The sequence below is a fragment of the Lentilactobacillus parakefiri genome (assembly GCF_002157585.1).
GTDB lineage: Bacteria > Bacillota > Bacilli > Lactobacillales > Lactobacillaceae > Lentilactobacillus > Lentilactobacillus parakefiri.
In genome coordinates, this window is record NZ_BDGB01000150.1 from 1 (window position 1) to 16,570 (window position 16,570).

The window sequence follows — 16,570 nt, forward strand, 5'->3', positions numbered from 1 at the left end:
TCTTCATGGCCTTTTTGACTAGTCTGAATAAAGAACTGGTCTAGTAGAGCAGGTGTTGCACTTCAATTTTAAATCGAGGGGTATTTTTGTGGCTTGGTTTTAGCAATTAAATCCATATCTAACATTTTTAAGGAATCCTGATGAACTGGGATCATGTTGTTTAGCAGTAAGAAGGATAATGGACCGGCACCATAACCCCGGGCGTTTATCCCAGATTTTGAAAGTTAGTTGACTATTAACCCTCTTGTTTGTTTTGGCAGTTTCAAATGGGGCAAAATAATCAACGCCGTGGACACGTAAAACTACTCCAACGTAAGGCCGATGGGATTTATTGAGCATCACGTGGGAATCAAATTGTCTTAAATAGTTTATATAGTCAGTTTCAATATAGTAAATTCTCATGCTGGGTTCTCCAAAATTCCAATAAAAAAGAGGCTGATAAATCAGCCCCCACGCCTATCGGTCGCACTCATGGTAGCGAATCACCAATGAATATCGCTCACACTTGTGGTAGTGAGTCACCAATTTTTATCGGTCGCACTTCCGGTAGCGAATCACCTATTTTAAACGTTAATGTTAGTTAATTAGAAGGGATTAGCCCTTCATAGACATAATACTTGACCCCGACATGGCTGTCAAATAAAATCATTTGTTGCCAAGTTACCCTATTTTTTGCTGAGAAATAAATTAAGCTATTATTAAGACAAAATGGCCAACATTTACTTGGACAAATTAACATTGGATGGTGGGCGCAAAATGAATTCAATTTGGAATTATTGGCGAAAACTAAATATTAAATCGACCGAATTAATTGGCGTCGCAGTGGGGGCGTTCATCTATTCGATGACTTATAACTATCTGCTGTTGCCTTCTCACCTTGGTGAAGGCGGGGCGATGGGAATCACGGCACTGTTATAATATGCTTTTGGTGTGCCATCGTACCTGTCAAATCTGCTGATTAACGTTCTTTTAATTGTGATTGGCTACAAGCTGTTTGAAAAGAAGACTACCTATTTAACGATTTGGGCAATTGCCTGGATGACGGTCTTCCTCAAGATTCCCGTCTTTTATACCTATCACACCCGCGAGTTGATTGTGCCGACACTGTTAGCCGGCGCTTTAACGGGCATCTCAATCGGGCTGATTTTTCGCTTCAATGGGACAATTGCCGGTGATACGATTATTGGTAAGATTCTCAACTACTTTTTTGGTATTTCACTTGGAACCGGCAGTTTGATATTTGAACTGTTCATTGTCATTCCGTTCATCATGATTATTGGGTTCACCAATACTGTTTTAACGGTGATTTATCTGTACGTTTATTCCGTGTTTACCAACCAGTTTTTGGCGAATATTGGTGCTAAAAAGGCGGTCTTGGTGGTTTCACCAAAGTATCGACAAATTGCGGTGACCATTTCCAAAGAGTTAGATCAGGAAATGACGATTTTTAATGGCACCGGTTATTATAGCGATGCCGACCAGCACATGCTCTACATGATTGCTGGTCCACGTCGAGTCACCAAGTTGGTGCCGATTATTGAAAGTGAGGATAAGAATGCGCTCATTGTGATTGAAAATATTCGGAGTGCCCGTGGATTGGACATGCGTAGGATTCTTTAAGTAAGAGTTTGACCAGCGAATCGTCTCAGTTTCAATTTAGATAGCAGTGAGACTCAGAAGAAATCAGGGCGTATCTCCGTCTTATAACACAAACTGGCCCACAAAATCAGCAAATGATTTTGTGGGCCTTTTTAGGTTAAACTTTCAAAACAGAATGTATCTTATAACTGCGACTTATGAAAGCCATTTTCCATCTTCGAAAGCGGTTTAACAAACACTCGTCTAAGAGGCGCCATCAGTAGGAAGATCCCGCCAAATGCGGCCAGAATCAGCATTGCGTGCCAGTAGACGCTTGGAATTGGGCCGGCAATGGCTTCTCGAAATGCTTGGATGACGTAGGTAAACGGTAGGAATGGCGCCAAACTTGCCAAGTGTGATGGAATTAGTTCCAGTGGGTAGACGCCGCCGGTTCCAAATAGTTGGGCAATCATCATGAGGACACTGAGCACTTTCCCGATATTGCCAAACATGTAGACAAAAGTAAACATAATAATGGTAAAAACCGTCGTTGCCAGATAGGCTGTGGCTAACATTGCCAATAGGCTCCGTGGCCTTAATCCTATGATGACCAGCTCGCCGAGCATGATAAAGGTTGTCTGGGTGAAGGATAAGATCAGGTATAAAAGTAGTTTACCGACATACTGTTGGATCCGATTTGCTTTAGGGAAACGCTTATCTTCTGGAATCAAGTACTTCCACGAAACAATCGTCGTTAGGAGCAGCACACCGACCCACATCGATAAGACGGTATAGAAAGGTGCCATTCCGTAACCAAATAATCCCATGTTATACAGTTGTTTTTGCTTCAATGTAATCGGGGAGGCCAGCAGGTTCGAAAGCTTGGGATTTTCCCACAGCAAATTCATGAGTTTGTTCAAGTTCTTTTCGTTGATGAACTTGGTTTGGTCGTTTAAATCCTTCAGTTTTCCTTCAATTCCGTTCAAGCGGCTTTTAATCCGATTGACCTGGGAGACCGAAATTTTACTAATGGCTTTTCCGCCAGTTGTGAGTGCGCGCAGCTGCGGCAGCAAGGTCCTCAAAGATTGAAGAACATCGTCGTTTCCACTAAGCTGGGTATCCAGCGTATCATTGAGGTTATCAATGCTTTGGCTAATTGTATTCGTGAAGGTGTCGCCGGCATTTGTGAGACTGTTTCCAAGTGCGTTGGCGGTTGTTGCCACCTTCTTGATAAGCTGGGCGATTGATTTTTGCGATCCCCCAGCATTATTTGTGGCCTTAAGGCTTGCCAAATTGCGTTGCTGTTGGTGGATGTGCTTCTTGGCGTTGCTGAGGTTAAGAATTAAGGCCGTCGTTTGGTTGTTTGGCAGTAAATTATTCACAACGTCCACGATTCGCAAGGCGCTGTTGATGTGGTTCAGGGTGGACGTATTGAGGCTTTCGAGCGGATTGATTTCATTAGCTAGCAGCGTTTTGCTGGAAGTGCGGCCACCAGTCTGCAGATCATTGACCAGTGAGTTCATCCGATTATTATCTGACTGCAGGTCGTTCAAACCGTTTGATAAATCATTCTGAGCCGAACTCAGGGTTCGTTTGGTAGCCTTGGTTAGATTTTGCCCGTGGTTAACAACATTTTGAAGCTCGGTTATCTGACGGGAAATTTTGGGGATATCACCTTGAACGGTCTGCAAATATTGTTGGACGTTATCTGAGTCCCTGTTCGCTTTATTCAAATAGCCATTGGTTTTCTTCACGGTCTTAATCGCGTCCAGTAGTGATGAGCGGATTTGGAGAATTTCCGGTTTATGGGTGTTGATTTTGGCACCGGCCGCGTTCATTTCTTTTAACGCGGCTTTGGTACTGATCTTAATGAAACTGTCTCGAACCTGCTCAGTTAACGTATCGACCGCCTGACCGGTAATTTTGGTTGCCGCCGGGTTTAGCTTTTCGTTAGACTTATAAATGATATTTGGCTTCTCGGGATTAGTCGACACCAGGGTGGCCAGCTTGCTGGAAAAGTCATTGGGAATTTCAATTAATGAGTAATATTTCCCTTCATCCAGGCCGTTGTTTCCCTGCCAGTCGTTGGTCATGATCCAATTAATGGCGTGGTTTTGCTTGAGCTCTCCGACAATCTGTTTACCAACATTGAGTTGTTTGCCGTTAACGGTGCTGCCTTCATCATCATTCACCACTGCGATGGGTAGGCGGCTGGTATTGGCTTTGAAATATGGGTCCCACGAAACCATGATATTTGGGACGGCATAAATCGCTGGAATCAGACAAAAAGCCAGCAGGGTTATCCACACCGGCCGGCTATGAAATATATTGTGTAGGTCTCGTTTGAGTAAGGTTAATATTGTTCGCATAAATGGGTCCTTTTAATTGATTCGATCTAATATTCCCTGAGCCAATGCAAATACTCGGTTATTCAGATTATGAATCAAGAGAATTTTGGGGTAGAGCTTGTTGATGCCCTCGCCCAATAAATAATTGAGTGTCTGGCCGTCGGACTTGATCATGTCAAAAATTTGCTTGAGTTTGGCAATGTCTGAATTGTTAGTCGTTGACTGGATCAGATCGTTCAGCTGGGTTAAGAGGTTGGGTAATGTACTTTGGCGGTTCATCAGATTCAGAATTGAAATCAGATTGTTCTTGGTGTTGGTCGATAAAGTGTCAATCAGGACAATAATTTGGTTAAGCTGTTGCCGTTGTTGATTGATATTAATCATTCTAACCAAATGGCCGCGCCAAAGCCAGCCAGAGACTTTTCCGTTGCCATTTCGAACATAATAATACACTGCTCGGTTACCGTTGGCACGCTGGATATTGGCAGACTTATAAGCGTAAAATGTGGTCAGAGGGTAATTATCTGCATTATGGACTTTTTTAGTGAGCTTGGCAGAACTGTAAAGATAACCACTAACCGCGCGGTAAGATGCTTTAGTTAAAGTTTGGGTGCTGCTAGTCTTAGCAGCGGTGGTTTTAGCTGATACTGCAGTTGGCTGCATGACGGCAATCCCCAACAGAATGGATAGGCTGAGCAGCCATTTAAAGATGATTGAACGTTTCATATTTTGATAGCTCCCTCGTAAAAGTAGGTTCATGTTGTTAACTATAGTTACCATTGTTAATCATTCGCATACGCGTTATTATCAGTATAATGCATTTTTCGACAGAAACAAAGCAGCAAGAAAATTTGAGGGATTGAACAATGTTTAAAAACATCAAACTGATTTATCAACGGGATATCAAGGCAATTTTTAAATATAAAGCGGCACTACTGACAATCACCGCGCTTTGTGTCCTGCCCTGTTTGTATACGCTGGTCAACGTCAAAGCCATTTGGAATCCTTATACCTCCCAGGAGGTGAGCAAGATTCCGGTTGCCGTAGTCAATAATGATCAGGGGACAACTGTTCAGGGCAAACAGATGAATTTAGGCAATCAGATTATTGCCCAATTAAAACATAATAATCAAATCGGCTGGCGGTTTGTTGATTCTAAAACGGCCCAGAAGAAAGATCGGGCGGGGAAGTATTATGCTGAAATTCGAATTCCTCAGAACTTCTCTGCTGACTTGGGGAGTATGGTAACTGATAACCCCAAAAAAGCCCATATTGACTACATTGCTGACACTAAAGCCAGCCCAATGAGTTATAAAATTACCGAGGCAGCATCAAAGACCCTGCTTAACACGATAAAAAAACAGTTCATTTATCAAGTCAATAGTACAATCTTTTCCTATTTAAATGTCGCCGGTAAAAAAGCAGGCGACAATCAATCAGAAATTCTTAACCTAAAAGATTTGATTATCAATCTTGGTGACAGTATGGAACTGGCCACCAATACACTGGGAGATATTAGTGAGGCCACGAGTGGTCTGGCAATGGTCTTTTCTGAACTTAAGCCGGTCGTTGCCGCCTCCTCGGACGTAAACATTAATCAGGCGGTTGGCATGTCCAATCAACGGCTAATCAAAAGCGTAAATCATTCTGTCAACCAATCATTCAGCAATGTTCAAACCAGCCTCAACTCGATTCAATCTGATGCGACTCGACTGCGGACACTCACCAGTCAGCTGAATAAGTTGACGACACCGGCTACTCGTAATCAGGCATCCGGTTTGGCTGGGCAGATTTTGTCGCAGATTAAGCTTTTGCAAGGACAGATTACGCCGCTCATTTCATACTTGCAAACCATCAACCAATCTCGGCGGCTAACCGGGGTAACCAGCTTAATTCAGCAGCTCAATGATGTGAACAATCTGTTAGCTAGCCAATTGCGGCAGATTAGCGAGCTTTCGAACAATCTTAATTCCGGCAGAGCTGCAAACAGCAGTCTGCAGAACAAAATTGCCAGCCAATCTTACTCTGTTGCGGCAAGCCTTAATCGGTCGTTATCAGATTATAATCGGGATGTTAAATCAGAGCTGAATGGCATTCAACGTAATTTGCTATCGGCCAGCAACCGTGCGTCAAGGATCCTTAATAATGTCAATGACATTCGCAGCCTGAATGAGAAGTCACTGGATACCATTATCTCCGGCAATCAATTGGTCAGCAGTTCTACTGGCAACTTGGAGAACCAGTTGCTTCAATACCGGGGCTTAATTCTGCAGGCAAGCAACCAGTTAAAATTGACATCGGATAATAATATTGCGGATATTATTAGTATTTTGCAAAACAATCCGAAGCTGATGGGGAATGCTTTGGCCCAACCGTTCAATGTTAAAAACGAGAACATTTATCGGGTTCCGTCATTCGGAGAAGCCTTCGCACCAACTTACATGGCATTATCAATTTGGGTCGGTTGTGCGATGCTGGTCGCAGTTCTACACACATCGGCACCGAAGTACCATCGCTTTAAGAATTTGCGACCGCGTGAAGAATATATTGGCAAGTTGCTGTTATTTAACACTCTGTCGATGATTCAAACAATGGTCATCGTCCTCTCGACCGTTTTTATTCTCAGAGTGCACGTGGAAAGCTTGTTCCTAATGGTGATGATCGGCGTGGTTTCGTCACTGACGTTTTCGGTCATTGTGTATACGATGGCGTCAGTGTTCGGTAATTTAGGTAAGGCGCTGGCCGTGATGATGGTCGCGTTTCAATTAGCTGGAAGTGGGGCCATTTACCCAATTCAGCTTAACCCACTGTTCATGAGAATCATTCAGCCAATTTTCCCATTTTCATACAGCGTCAGTGGCTTCCGTGAGGCCGTTGGTGGGCCAAACGTTGGAACTGTGGTCCTCGATTTCTTTGTGCTGATCTGCATGCTAATCGGCGGTTTGATCATCGGCCTATTCATGAAAGACTTTTTTAAGCGGGTGACGGCTCGTCTATTGAACGACTTTACCAAGAGTGGCATTGGTCAACCGTAATTGAATACAGAAAAGAGTGGGAATTAAAGCGGTTAGTTTCCAGAATATAAGCCAGCAATCTGAATATCCCGGGTTTGGATATTTAGATTGCTGGCTTATATGGCCGGAAACTGCTTTAATTCCCACGTTTCTGCAATGAAACATTCGAAATGATAAAGTACGGGTAAGACGATAATTATTTTTTCCCAGCCCCGTTTGCGTCCTACTGGCATCTAGATTAAACGTGGAACCATCGGCTGATCCCGGCCATTTAAGCCAACAATCCGGTTATTCCTAAAAACAGGAATAACCGGATTGTTGGCTTAAATTCTGGGATCAAAGCGCCTCGTGTTCCACTCTTTTCAGGTTTAAACGATTCGTGGATTTATGCAAATGAAGTGGCAACACTGCCGACGACAATCAGGGCAATGCCGGCAATTGTGAAGATCATTTCCCGACGGCTCTTGTGTTCATGGAGAACTGTAATCCCACCAAAAGTCGCAATGATGACACTTAACTGGGTCCAGATGAATGCAGAAGTGTTTCCGTTTGCCTGGGCAGAGTAAATGTAAGACAGAGCAGCGATTCCCCAAAGTAAGCCAGCAATAATGTTGAGGTATTGCTCACGCTGCTTAAATGACTGGCGATCGGTGAACAGACCGAAGATGATCGCACCAATCAGGATCCCCATCATTTCCGGCAGGAAGACTGAGGTACCGCTTTGCGCTTTAATGATTGGGATATTTGGAAATGAAGAATAAATCCAGTAACCAACAGTCGTGCACAGCAGGAACATGGCATCTTTAAAGGTAATTTTGCCGGCCTTTTCGTCACTAACCGAAGTCAACAATGCGCCCGCGATCACGATAATCAGGGCGATTACCCCAATGATTTTGGATTGGGTCCCCTGCCAGTCACCGAAAATCAAAACGCCAAGGATTGAATTACCAACCAGTTGGAACACGGTTGATAGCGGGTAGGTATTGGAGACACCGATTCGTTTGAAGGAAATAAACTGACCGATTTGTCCGATTGTCCACAAAGCACCGCAAACGATTGCAAAAAGGAAGGCAGTGGCGTTGACGGCTGGTCGAGTAACCATAAAGACAATCAGACCAACGATCGTCGTTCCAGCCCCAATTCCAAAGATCTGGTTAGCCGGCGAGCCGCCGACCTTACCGGTTATAAGTGGCATAATCCCCAACCAAGGGCGGGAAGTAACGCAATAAGTAAATTCATAATCAAAACGCTCCTCAACTTTAATTGATACCAGTCATACTATACCTTATGAAATAAATTTTCTACTAAAACGTTTACAAAGTTTAGAAAAATCTAAAAATTTACTCAGCGCATGATCAGAAATGCGTGCCAAAAGAGGCCCAGTAAAGCCTGCAAGACATCATTTTATATCAAAGTCGGGTTACGCCAAATGACCTAAAGAAGTCAAAAATAAAGAGCTGCTGACAAATTGTTATTTTTGTCGCAACTCAGTAAATGAAAAATATTTTCAGGTGAAATGATTAATGACGATTTTTGTACGGCTGTACTTGTGCGCGCTGGTACAGCAGGTAAATGCCGTAAACAGCGGCAACAATCAAGCCGATGATCAACAGTTTGGACAAAAGCAACAGGCCAATCAGAAGTAAAATCAGCCATGCTGACGTTTTAATGAAGAACCAACTGAGGTTTAGAATTAAAGAACCGACTAAAAATAAGATTAGCAGCATAATAATCATTGTTGAAGTTCCTTCCTCTTGGTAATTAAGTCTGACTTAGTTACGTTCAATTTACCATATTTATACAAAGATGCAACTGGCATTACCTGTCAGTTAGAGGTTCATTTTTTGGTACTGTCTCTTGAGCCGAAGTGGGAGAAGATTGGTGACAACGACCGCTAGAACAATCAGGATAACCCCGATTATTTGGGTGAAGGTGACAGTTTCTCCTAATAAGATAAAGGCAAAGACAACCGAAGCCGGTAATTCCAAAGAAGAAATAATCGGACCAATTCCCAATGGCAACTGGGGCATAAAAAAGGAGAAGCAAGTCAGTGGCAGCAACATGGCAAAAAAAGACGTGATACCGCCCCAAGCCAGCCCAGTTGCTAAGTGATGAACTGGGAGAATCGTTGGCAGCCAAATGACTAGGATGACGATCAAGGCGCCACCACTCATGAGCTGGGCTTTTGTGAGGGGATGCAGATTAGCGCCCACATTTCCTGTGAACTGAATTGTCAAGGCGTAGGCCAGGGCGGACAGAAAGCTCAAGCCCATACCCTTCCAGGATATACTTTGGCTGAGTGGAAACAAACCAGTTGCTAGAATGGTTCCCAGTAAAATTGTGATCACACTAATCACTTGGGTGACGGTTGGACCTTTGCGGTGAACCAGACACGAAATGGCAATTGACAGCCAAACCGACTGCATCATCATGACGGCTGCGATGGCCACCGGCACGTAGGCCAATGATAGAAGATAGAAGGTGTTCGTGAAGCCCATCGAACTGCCCGAGATAACGACCAGCCACTTTAATTTGTGGTCAGGAACTCGGCGATTGGACGGATTCAGTAAGCAACGTCCCAAGCTGAAGACGAGAAAGGCAATCAGAAATGTCGCACATAGCAATAAGCTGTCAGTGACCCGGTCACCATGAGCCATTTTAAATAAAGAGCCGGGGATGCCATAACTGATGGCACCAAGGGCAACAAACAGGGGTGCAATGCGTTTCAAAGGATTATCACCTTTCATAATAGGATAGCACGATAAGGCCTAGGTAACCCGGCTTGTGCGACAAGGACTCGTCTAGCCGCCTTAATCATTCCCCAAAGTCTTAAAGTTGTGTTTTAAAGTCGGCCAAACCCATCGATCCGCAGTTTGAATAATCAAGCCATTGAAAAGAATTGAAAAGATGGTCCCAACGTTGACGGCATATAAATTGCGGGTCACCGCAAAGGAAATGACCATGGCAATAATCGGCGGCACAAAATCGACCAGCTGGGCGGCTACCGCGCTCTTTTTCAAATACATAAACCGCAAGATGTTGGTCGTATCGTCATTTGGATGCATGAGGATGTTTGCCCGCTGATACAGTGAGATAACCAGTGACTGTAGTTGACAGCAGAAGCGGTCCAGACCGCACTTCCCATGTTTGCTGAAATTGTCAGCGCATTGCCAAAGGCGTTTAAAATCAGCCCCGAGATGAGGCCGACCCAACGCTGAGCTTTTGTATTTTGGATGATGACTTCCCCCCTAGTAATGATGAATTTTGCATGAGTCGGTGCTGATTGTTCGATAACCAGCAGGTCAGAATTTAAGTATACGAGTAATTTAGGATTCGAACAAGTTGCCTGAAGCTCTGCGGCATAGAGAGGGCTGGGCAGACAAAAATTAATCGTTTCGGATATTAAGCCGCATAAGCTTTGCCAGAGTCGTATAATATAATTAACAAATTTTCAAGGAGGCAACTCATGGCAGAACAATTAACCCATTTCTATGAAAAATTTCAACCAAGTCATTACGACATTTATTTAGATATCAACCGAGCAACTAAGCGGTTTTCGGGGACTTCCACGATTACTGGTGAGGCCAAAACGACCGCAATTTCGATTCACCAAAAATTTCTCAACATTGTATCGGTCCAAGCTGATGGCAAAGACGTTTCATTTAGCAAGGATGATGCTCATGAAGCGATCGATATTGATTTGCCGACAACGGGCGATGTGTCCTTGACCATTCAGTTTAGTGCTAAATTGACCGACACGATGATGGGCATCTACCCATCCTATTATGAAGTTGACGGGATTAAGAAGCAGTTGATTGGAACCCAGTTCGAGACCACTGCGGCGCGACAAGCTTTTCCATGTGTCGACGAACCCGAAGCTAAAGCGACCTTTGATTTGGCAATTAAATTTGACGAACATGACGGCGAAACAATCATCAGCAATATGCCCGAAGTTCGCACAGAAAATGGTGTCCACTATTTTGATACGACCATGAGGATGTCAACTTACCTGATCGCCTTTGGATTCGGTGAGATGCAGCGTAAGGAAACGACTACTAAGAGCGGCGTTAAAGTTGGCGTGTTTGCTACCAAGGCACACAAGGCCGATGAGCTCGATTTTGCTTTGGATATTGCTAAACGGTCGATTGAATTTTATGAAGACTTTTACCAAACGCCATATCCACTCCCACACTCCTGGCAGCTGGCATTGCCCGACTTCTCTGCAGGTGCCATGGAGAACTGGGGCCTGGTAACCTACCGTGAAGCATACTTGCTTTTGGACCCCAAGAACACGTCATTTGAAATGAAACAGTTAGTTGCAACGGTGATTGCCCACGAATTGGCTCATCAATGGTTCGGTGACCTGGTCACAATGAAGTGGTGGGATGACCTCTGGTTGAACGAAAGTTTTGCCAATATGATGGAATATGTCGCCATCGATGCCATTGAACCCGACTGGCATATTTGGGAAGTCTTCCAAACCTCCGAATCACCGGCTGCCCTGCAACGGGACGCCACTGATGGTGTTCAGTCGGTTCACGTTCAGGTTGAAGATCCAGCTGAAATTGATTCGATTTTTGACTCGGCAATCGTGTATGCCAAGGGTGCCAGAATGTTAGTGATGGCAAGAGCTTTGGTTGGGGATAAAGCCTTACGCGAGGGCTTGAAGAATTACTTTGCGGCCCACAAGTTCCATAACGCCACCGGGGCAGATTTATGGTCGGCATTGGGCAAGGCATCCGGCATGAATGTCGGTGCGATTATGAACTCCTGGTTGGAACAGCCCGGATATCCGGTTGTGGTTGCCAAAGTTGAAGACGGTCAGTTAACCCTGTCTCAACAGCAATTCTTTATTGGCAATGGCAAGGATGTTGACCGTAAGTGGCAGATCCCACTTAACAGCAATTACGACGCTGTTCCTGAAATCATGGCGGACAAAACGCTGACGGTTGGGGATTACCAACAGTTACGCGAGAAAAATGACAAACCATTCCTCCTGAACGTTGGTAACAACTCGCACTTCATTATTCAATATGATGAAACCTTGATGGCTGACATTCTTGATCATGTTGCCGACTTGGATGCCATTTCTCAACTCCAGATTCTTCAAGACTTGCGGTTGTTGGCTGATGGCCGCCAGAACTCGTACGCCAATATTGTGCCGTTACTGAAAAGATTTGCCGACAGCCATTCTAATATTGTGAATGCTGCTTTGTACCGGGTTGCTAATAATTTGAAGAAGTTTGTCGCACCCAAGTCTCAGGAAGAAAAAGAACTCAAGCAACTCTTCGATCGACTCAGTTCTGCTCAGCTCGATCGACTGGGCTTTGCTCCTAAGACGAATGAATCAAATGACGACCAACTGACTCGGCCGTACATTTTGAATGCGTCATTATATGCTGAGAATGCTGACGCCATGAGTGCTGCTCACACGCTGTTTAAAGAAAACGAGGCCAACTTGGCTGCTCTATCTGCCGATATCCGGGTGTTTGTTCTCCGAAACGAAGTCAAAAACTTTGGTAGTGACGCGTTGTTTGATCAATTACTGGTCGCATACCGGCAAACTGCCGATGCCAGCTATAAGCAGGATATTTGCGCCGCTTTGACGAGTACGGCTGATCCTGATTTAATTGCTAAGTTAGTGAGTCAATTTGAAAATGCTGATACGATTAAACCACAGGATTTGCGTGCCTGGTTCCGTGGCGTTCTTGCCAATGATGATGGTCAGCAGGCTGCTTGGGATTGGATTCGCCAGGACTGGCAATGGTTGGAAGACACAGTTGGCGGAGACATGGAATTTGCCACCTATATTACCGTGATTTCCGGAATCTTCCACACGCCACAACGGCTGGCTGAATTCAAAGAATTCTTTGAGCCGAAGATTGATACGCCGGGTCTGACCCGTGAAATCAAGATGGATATCAGCGTCATTGATAGCCGGGTTCAATTGGTTCAGGCTGAACAAGCAGATGTTAATGCTGCAATTAGTCGAGCTATTAAATAGGATTAGATGATCTTGAGAGAGTGGGAATTAAAGCGGTTAGTTTCCAGAATATAAGCAAGCAATCTGAATATCCCGGGTTTGGATATTTAGATTGCTTGCTTATATGGCCGGAAACTGCTTTAATTCCCACTTTTTTGCTGTGGAACATTCGAAATGATAAAGTACGGGTGAGACGATAATTCTTTTTGTCCGAACCCTTTTGTTATCGGCCGATGTTGATCGAGGCACACATTCCGATTTATTCATTAACGATTGTGAGAGCTATATTTTTTCAGTCATGTTACACATTTATAACATGACTGAAAAGAAGTGAGGGCGGGCGCTTCATGGCGCGTATTGACACTGTAATATTCCCCGTGGTCCTGCATCTGCTTCTTGTGCTCGAGTTCATTCTGTCATATGTTGGTAGAGAAATTAACGACAACTGTTTAGCTGATTGAATTTAGCATAAGCAAATAAATAAATGCGGAGTGGTTTTAAATGAGTTCATTGAGGAAAAAGGGACGGACGATCATCCTATCGATTCTGACCGTCATCTTATCGGTTTCAATTTTTGGCGCGGTCAAAGCATCAGCAGCAACCACCGTCATTCCTGACATTTCAGAGTGGCAGGGGAAGTTGACTGCATCAAAAGTGTCCAATTTAAAGAGTCAGGTTTCGTTTATTATCAATCGTCGCCAATATGGTGCGAATTATCAGGATAAATACGCAACCAACAATACCAATCTATATGTTCAATATGGCATTCCATTTGGTGAATATGATTATGCCACCTTCACCAGTGCTGCCAGCGCCAGAAATGAGGCCAACGTCTTCTACCAAAATTCCAATAAGAATGCTAAATTCTATGTCTTGGATTACGAGGAAAATGATGTGACATCTGGGACTAGCAACGCAGCTGTTAAAGCATGGTACGATCAGATGCGTTCACTCACCGGGAAGAAATTAATTTTTTACTCATATCAATCATTTGCAACAGCTCATGCCAACACCGCAAGAAAGAATTTTGATGCCCAATGGATTGCCAACTATTCTTCACGGCCAACCATTCAAACTGATCTCTGGCAGTATACCAACAAAAAATACGTTCCAGCATTGAAAGAATCAGTAGATGCCAGTACAATTTTGAATTCAAGTAAACCAATTACTTGGTGGATCGGCGGCGCCCAATCAGCTGATACAGCGCACCCAACTTACTTTACTGATGCGGTAACCAGTGTCATGACGACCAAGAAACTGTATTTGTATAACTCAACCAGCTTTAAGAAGGCTAACCGAGTTGTTAAGGTTCAGCCAGGAACGACAGTGAACGTCACCGCTGTTCATAAACGCGCCAGTGGTTCATACTATTTTGAAACCGCAGACGGCCGCTATTTAACTGCCAATAAGAACTATGTCCAATAATTAGGAATCAACAAACTGGAGGGAAACGATGAAACTCTATAAATTAGGTGGAGTGTTATTACTGAGTCTGGTGCTTGTTGGCTGCAGTAATGGCAATTCCGGTAAGCAAAGTTCCAATAACGAATCAAAAACTGATATGCAGAATTCAAGTAGTGCCGCCAATAGTTCCAATTCGACTAGTACCAGTCAGAGCGACACATCAACCGCTTCTTCTGATAACAATTCCCAATCGGATGGGCAATCTTATGACTTTTCATCGCTAACTAAAGATCTTTCAAGCAAACTATCAGATACGCTGTTCCCACAAAACGCTGGGTTGAGTGATTCAGCTAAGAACATTCACATTCGATATAATGGTAATTCTGCTGACAGTACGATTTACTACAGTACTGGTAGTGATGCCTTGGCACTCAATGATAGTAGCCTGAAGGGTGAAAAGCCATACGCCGTCTTAGCTAAACGCAGTTATTCCTCAACTTCAGAGGCTCAAAGCCACTTAGACTATACGGCTGCTTCAGAGATTAAAGGCTTGCCAAAAGTCGATCTTGGCCACAGTATCGTGGGTCATACCCAATCAGGAGCCGGTCAGCAGTATATTTCTTGGAATGAGGGCAACTGGTCGATTAGTGTGCACGGCAGCCCCGTGAATAACACAACTCCAAAGAAGTTGGCTGTTTCAAGTGTCAATATGTTTGAGAATTATTCACTACCAGCCCCGAATACACAAGGAGTTGTTAAATTCAACGTTGGCAGTTCTGCTCAAGTGATTACCTGGCAGGCCGGCAATGTCGTCTATCGACTCCAAGCAACGGATCCCGCCGTCGCAATTCGGATGGCTGCTAGTATGAAGTAAGACTGGGACAACCGGCGTTTAGATCCCAGAATTTAACGAAGAAGTCCAATCATTCCTGGTTTTGGAATGGTTGGACTTCTTCGTTAAATGGCGGGGATCTGCCGGTTGTCCCAGCTTTCCGCAATATAAAAGTTGTGATTAAAGTTGTCGTTACAAGCTAAAGAAGAAGGAATGTTTCAGTCTCTTTCTATGCTTCTGACACCATGACGTGATATTGCGCCTTGGCATTTCCTGACGTAAAATGTACTGATAATACAAAAACGAGGTCTTGTAATGCCAGTCAAATTTGAATGCGCCACTCACGATGAGCTTCCTAGAATTGTTGAAATCTATAATGAAATTATTCCCAGCCGTCTCGCCACGGCTGATTTAGAGCCAGTTTCCGTTGCCTCACGTGAGGAATGGTTTGCTGAATTTAACCATGAGTCGCGGCCACTGTGGGTAATGAAAGTCGACGACCAAGTTGCCGGCTGGGTTGGTTTGGAATCGTTCTACGGTCGGCCTGCCTACCACAATACTGCCGAGATTAGTATCTATATCGACGCTGATTATCGCCATCATGGGCTGGGCCAGCAGACAATTAATTTTGTCAGTGGTGAATTGGAACGCCTCAGACTGGATACTTTGGTAGCCTTTATTTTCAGCCACAACCTGCCCAGTCAAAAGCTGTTTACGCATAATGGATTTACAGTTTGGGGGCATTTGCCCGATGTTGCTGAAATGGATGGGCGACGACGAAGCTTGGATATTTTGGGGAAACATTTTAATGAACTATAAAGTGATTGGGACGTGTCCTAATCACTTTTTTTGTGGTTGATAGGGCCTTTTTAAGCAGAAATGGTTGCATCCTTTAGGCTACAGATGTAAACTGTTCTTATTGAGAGCTACAAATGTAAACTTTAAAACATAAAATGAGGTTAAAACAATGATAGATGCTAAAAATGTCACCATCACAGATTCTGAATGGGAAGTTATGAGAGCGATTTGGACAATGGGTTCGACTTCCAGTCGTGAGTTGATCGACGCAATGAATGAACTACAGGGATGGTCTGATTCAACGACCAAGACCTTATTGCGCCGTCTAATCAAAAAAGGGGCCGTTGAACAAACCGGTGAGAGTCGGCCGTTCACCTTTAAACCGGTGGTTGGGGAGAAAGAATCGATGTCCGCTGCTGCCGATGACTTGTTTGATCACATGTGTGCGATGCGAGCCGGTTCCACGATTGCCCAAGTGATTAAGACTCGGAAGCTTTCAAAAAGTGATATTGCAGAATTACAGCAGATATTGGCTGAGAAGGCCAAGGATGCTCCGGAAATGGTGAATTGCAACTGTCTGCCGGGGAAAATGACGTGTGAGGATGATCATTAA

At 44.1% G+C, this 16,570-nt stretch carries 13 protein-coding genes and 2 pseudogenes; 8 read left to right on the forward strand and 7 right to left on the reverse strand.

The genetic code is table 11. From position 1 onward, the window contains the following. Window positions 1–99 precede the first annotated feature (99 nt). A complete protein-coding gene (locus LPKJCM_RS13970) occupies window positions 100–402 on the reverse strand; it encodes a type III toxin-antitoxin system ToxN/AbiQ family toxin (RefSeq protein ID WP_057962827.1) in 303 nt (100 codons plus the stop codon). Between the two features lie 354 nt (window positions 403–756). Here LPKJCM_RS13970 and LPKJCM_RS13650 point away from each other — a divergent pair, with 354 nt between their 5' ends. Both LPKJCM_RS13650 and LPKJCM_RS11830 read left to right on the forward strand, forming a co-directional pair. Beyond that, the gene (locus LPKJCM_RS13650) at window positions 757–918 is read left to right on the forward strand and encodes a YitT family protein (RefSeq protein ID WP_225364199.1); all 162 of its coding nucleotides are present in this window, start codon (window positions 757–759) and stop codon (window positions 916–918) included. A 12-nt stretch (window positions 919–930) separates the two neighbouring features. After that, window positions 931–1,620, forward strand: coding sequence for a YitT family protein (locus LPKJCM_RS11830; RefSeq protein WP_225364200.1), 690 nt, complete (start codon window positions 931–933; stop codon window positions 1,618–1,620). Window positions 1,621–1,781: 161 nt separating this feature from the next. Here LPKJCM_RS11830 and LPKJCM_RS11835 read toward each other — a convergent pair whose 3' ends face one another. Both LPKJCM_RS11835 and LPKJCM_RS11840 read right to left on the reverse strand, forming a co-directional pair. Then, entirely contained in the window at window positions 1,782–3,947 is a 2,166-nt protein-coding gene (locus LPKJCM_RS11835; RefSeq protein ID WP_057962826.1) for a YhgE/Pip domain-containing protein, read from the reverse strand. 12 nt (window positions 3,948–3,959) lie between these two features. Further along, window positions 3,960–4,652 carry a hypothetical protein gene (locus LPKJCM_RS11840; RefSeq protein ID WP_057962825.1) on the reverse strand — a complete coding sequence of 231 codons (693 nt, stop codon included), beginning with the start codon at window positions 4,650–4,652 and terminating at the stop codon, window positions 3,960–3,962. A 140-nt stretch (window positions 4,653–4,792) separates the two neighbouring features. Here LPKJCM_RS11840 and LPKJCM_RS11845 point away from each other — a divergent pair, with 140 nt between their 5' ends. Then, the gene (locus LPKJCM_RS11845) at window positions 4,793–6,961 is read left to right on the forward strand and encodes a YhgE/Pip domain-containing protein (protein WP_057962824.1); all 2,169 of its coding nucleotides are present in this window, start codon (window positions 4,793–4,795) and stop codon (window positions 6,959–6,961) included. 364 nt (window positions 6,962–7,325) lie between these two features. Here LPKJCM_RS11845 and LPKJCM_RS11850 read toward each other — a convergent pair. From LPKJCM_RS11850 to LPKJCM_RS11865, 4 genes and pseudogenes are all read right to left on the reverse strand, one after another. After that, window positions 7,326–8,179 (reverse strand): annotated as a pseudogene (locus LPKJCM_RS11850) (GRP family sugar transporter). Between the two features lie 281 nt (window positions 8,180–8,460). Beyond that, entirely contained in the window at window positions 8,461–8,676 is a 216-nt protein-coding gene (locus tag LPKJCM_RS11855; protein ID WP_057962822.1) for a hypothetical protein, read from the reverse strand. Window positions 8,677–8,769: 93 nt separating this feature from the next. Further along, window positions 8,770–9,669 (reverse strand): DMT family transporter, encoded by a 900-nt coding sequence (locus LPKJCM_RS11860; RefSeq protein WP_057962821.1) that lies wholly within the window; start codon window positions 9,667–9,669, stop codon window positions 8,770–8,772. Window positions 9,670–9,750: 81 nt separating this feature from the next. Further along, window positions 9,751–10,041: pseudogene (locus tag LPKJCM_RS11865) on the reverse strand (DUF6198 family protein); the annotation flags it as partial. A gap of 365 nt (window positions 10,042–10,406) precedes the next feature. Between LPKJCM_RS11865 and LPKJCM_RS11870 the strand changes: the two are divergent. The 5 genes from LPKJCM_RS11870 (at window position 10,407) to LPKJCM_RS11890 (ending at window position 16,570) form a co-directional block, all read left to right on the forward strand. Next, window positions 10,407–12,944, forward strand: coding sequence for a M1 family metallopeptidase (locus LPKJCM_RS11870; protein ID WP_057962820.1), 2,538 nt, complete (start codon window positions 10,407–10,409; stop codon window positions 12,942–12,944). 480 nt (window positions 12,945–13,424) lie between these two features. Continuing rightward, window positions 13,425–14,348: a GH25 family lysozyme gene (locus LPKJCM_RS11875; protein ID WP_057962819.1), complete on the forward strand. Its 924-nt coding sequence runs from the start codon at window positions 13,425–13,427 to the stop codon at window positions 14,346–14,348. A 28-nt stretch (window positions 14,349–14,376) separates the two neighbouring features. Then, window positions 14,377–15,201 (forward strand): hypothetical protein, encoded by an 825-nt coding sequence (locus LPKJCM_RS11880; protein WP_057962818.1) that lies wholly within the window; start codon window positions 14,377–14,379, stop codon window positions 15,199–15,201. Window positions 15,202–15,474: 273 nt separating this feature from the next. Continuing rightward, window positions 15,475–15,978 (forward strand): GNAT family N-acetyltransferase, encoded by a 504-nt coding sequence (locus LPKJCM_RS11885; protein WP_057962817.1) that lies wholly within the window; start codon window positions 15,475–15,477, stop codon window positions 15,976–15,978. Window positions 15,979–16,126: 148 nt separating this feature from the next. After that, entirely contained in the window at window positions 16,127–16,570 is a 444-nt protein-coding gene (locus LPKJCM_RS11890; protein WP_057962816.1) for a CopY/TcrY family copper transport repressor, read from the forward strand.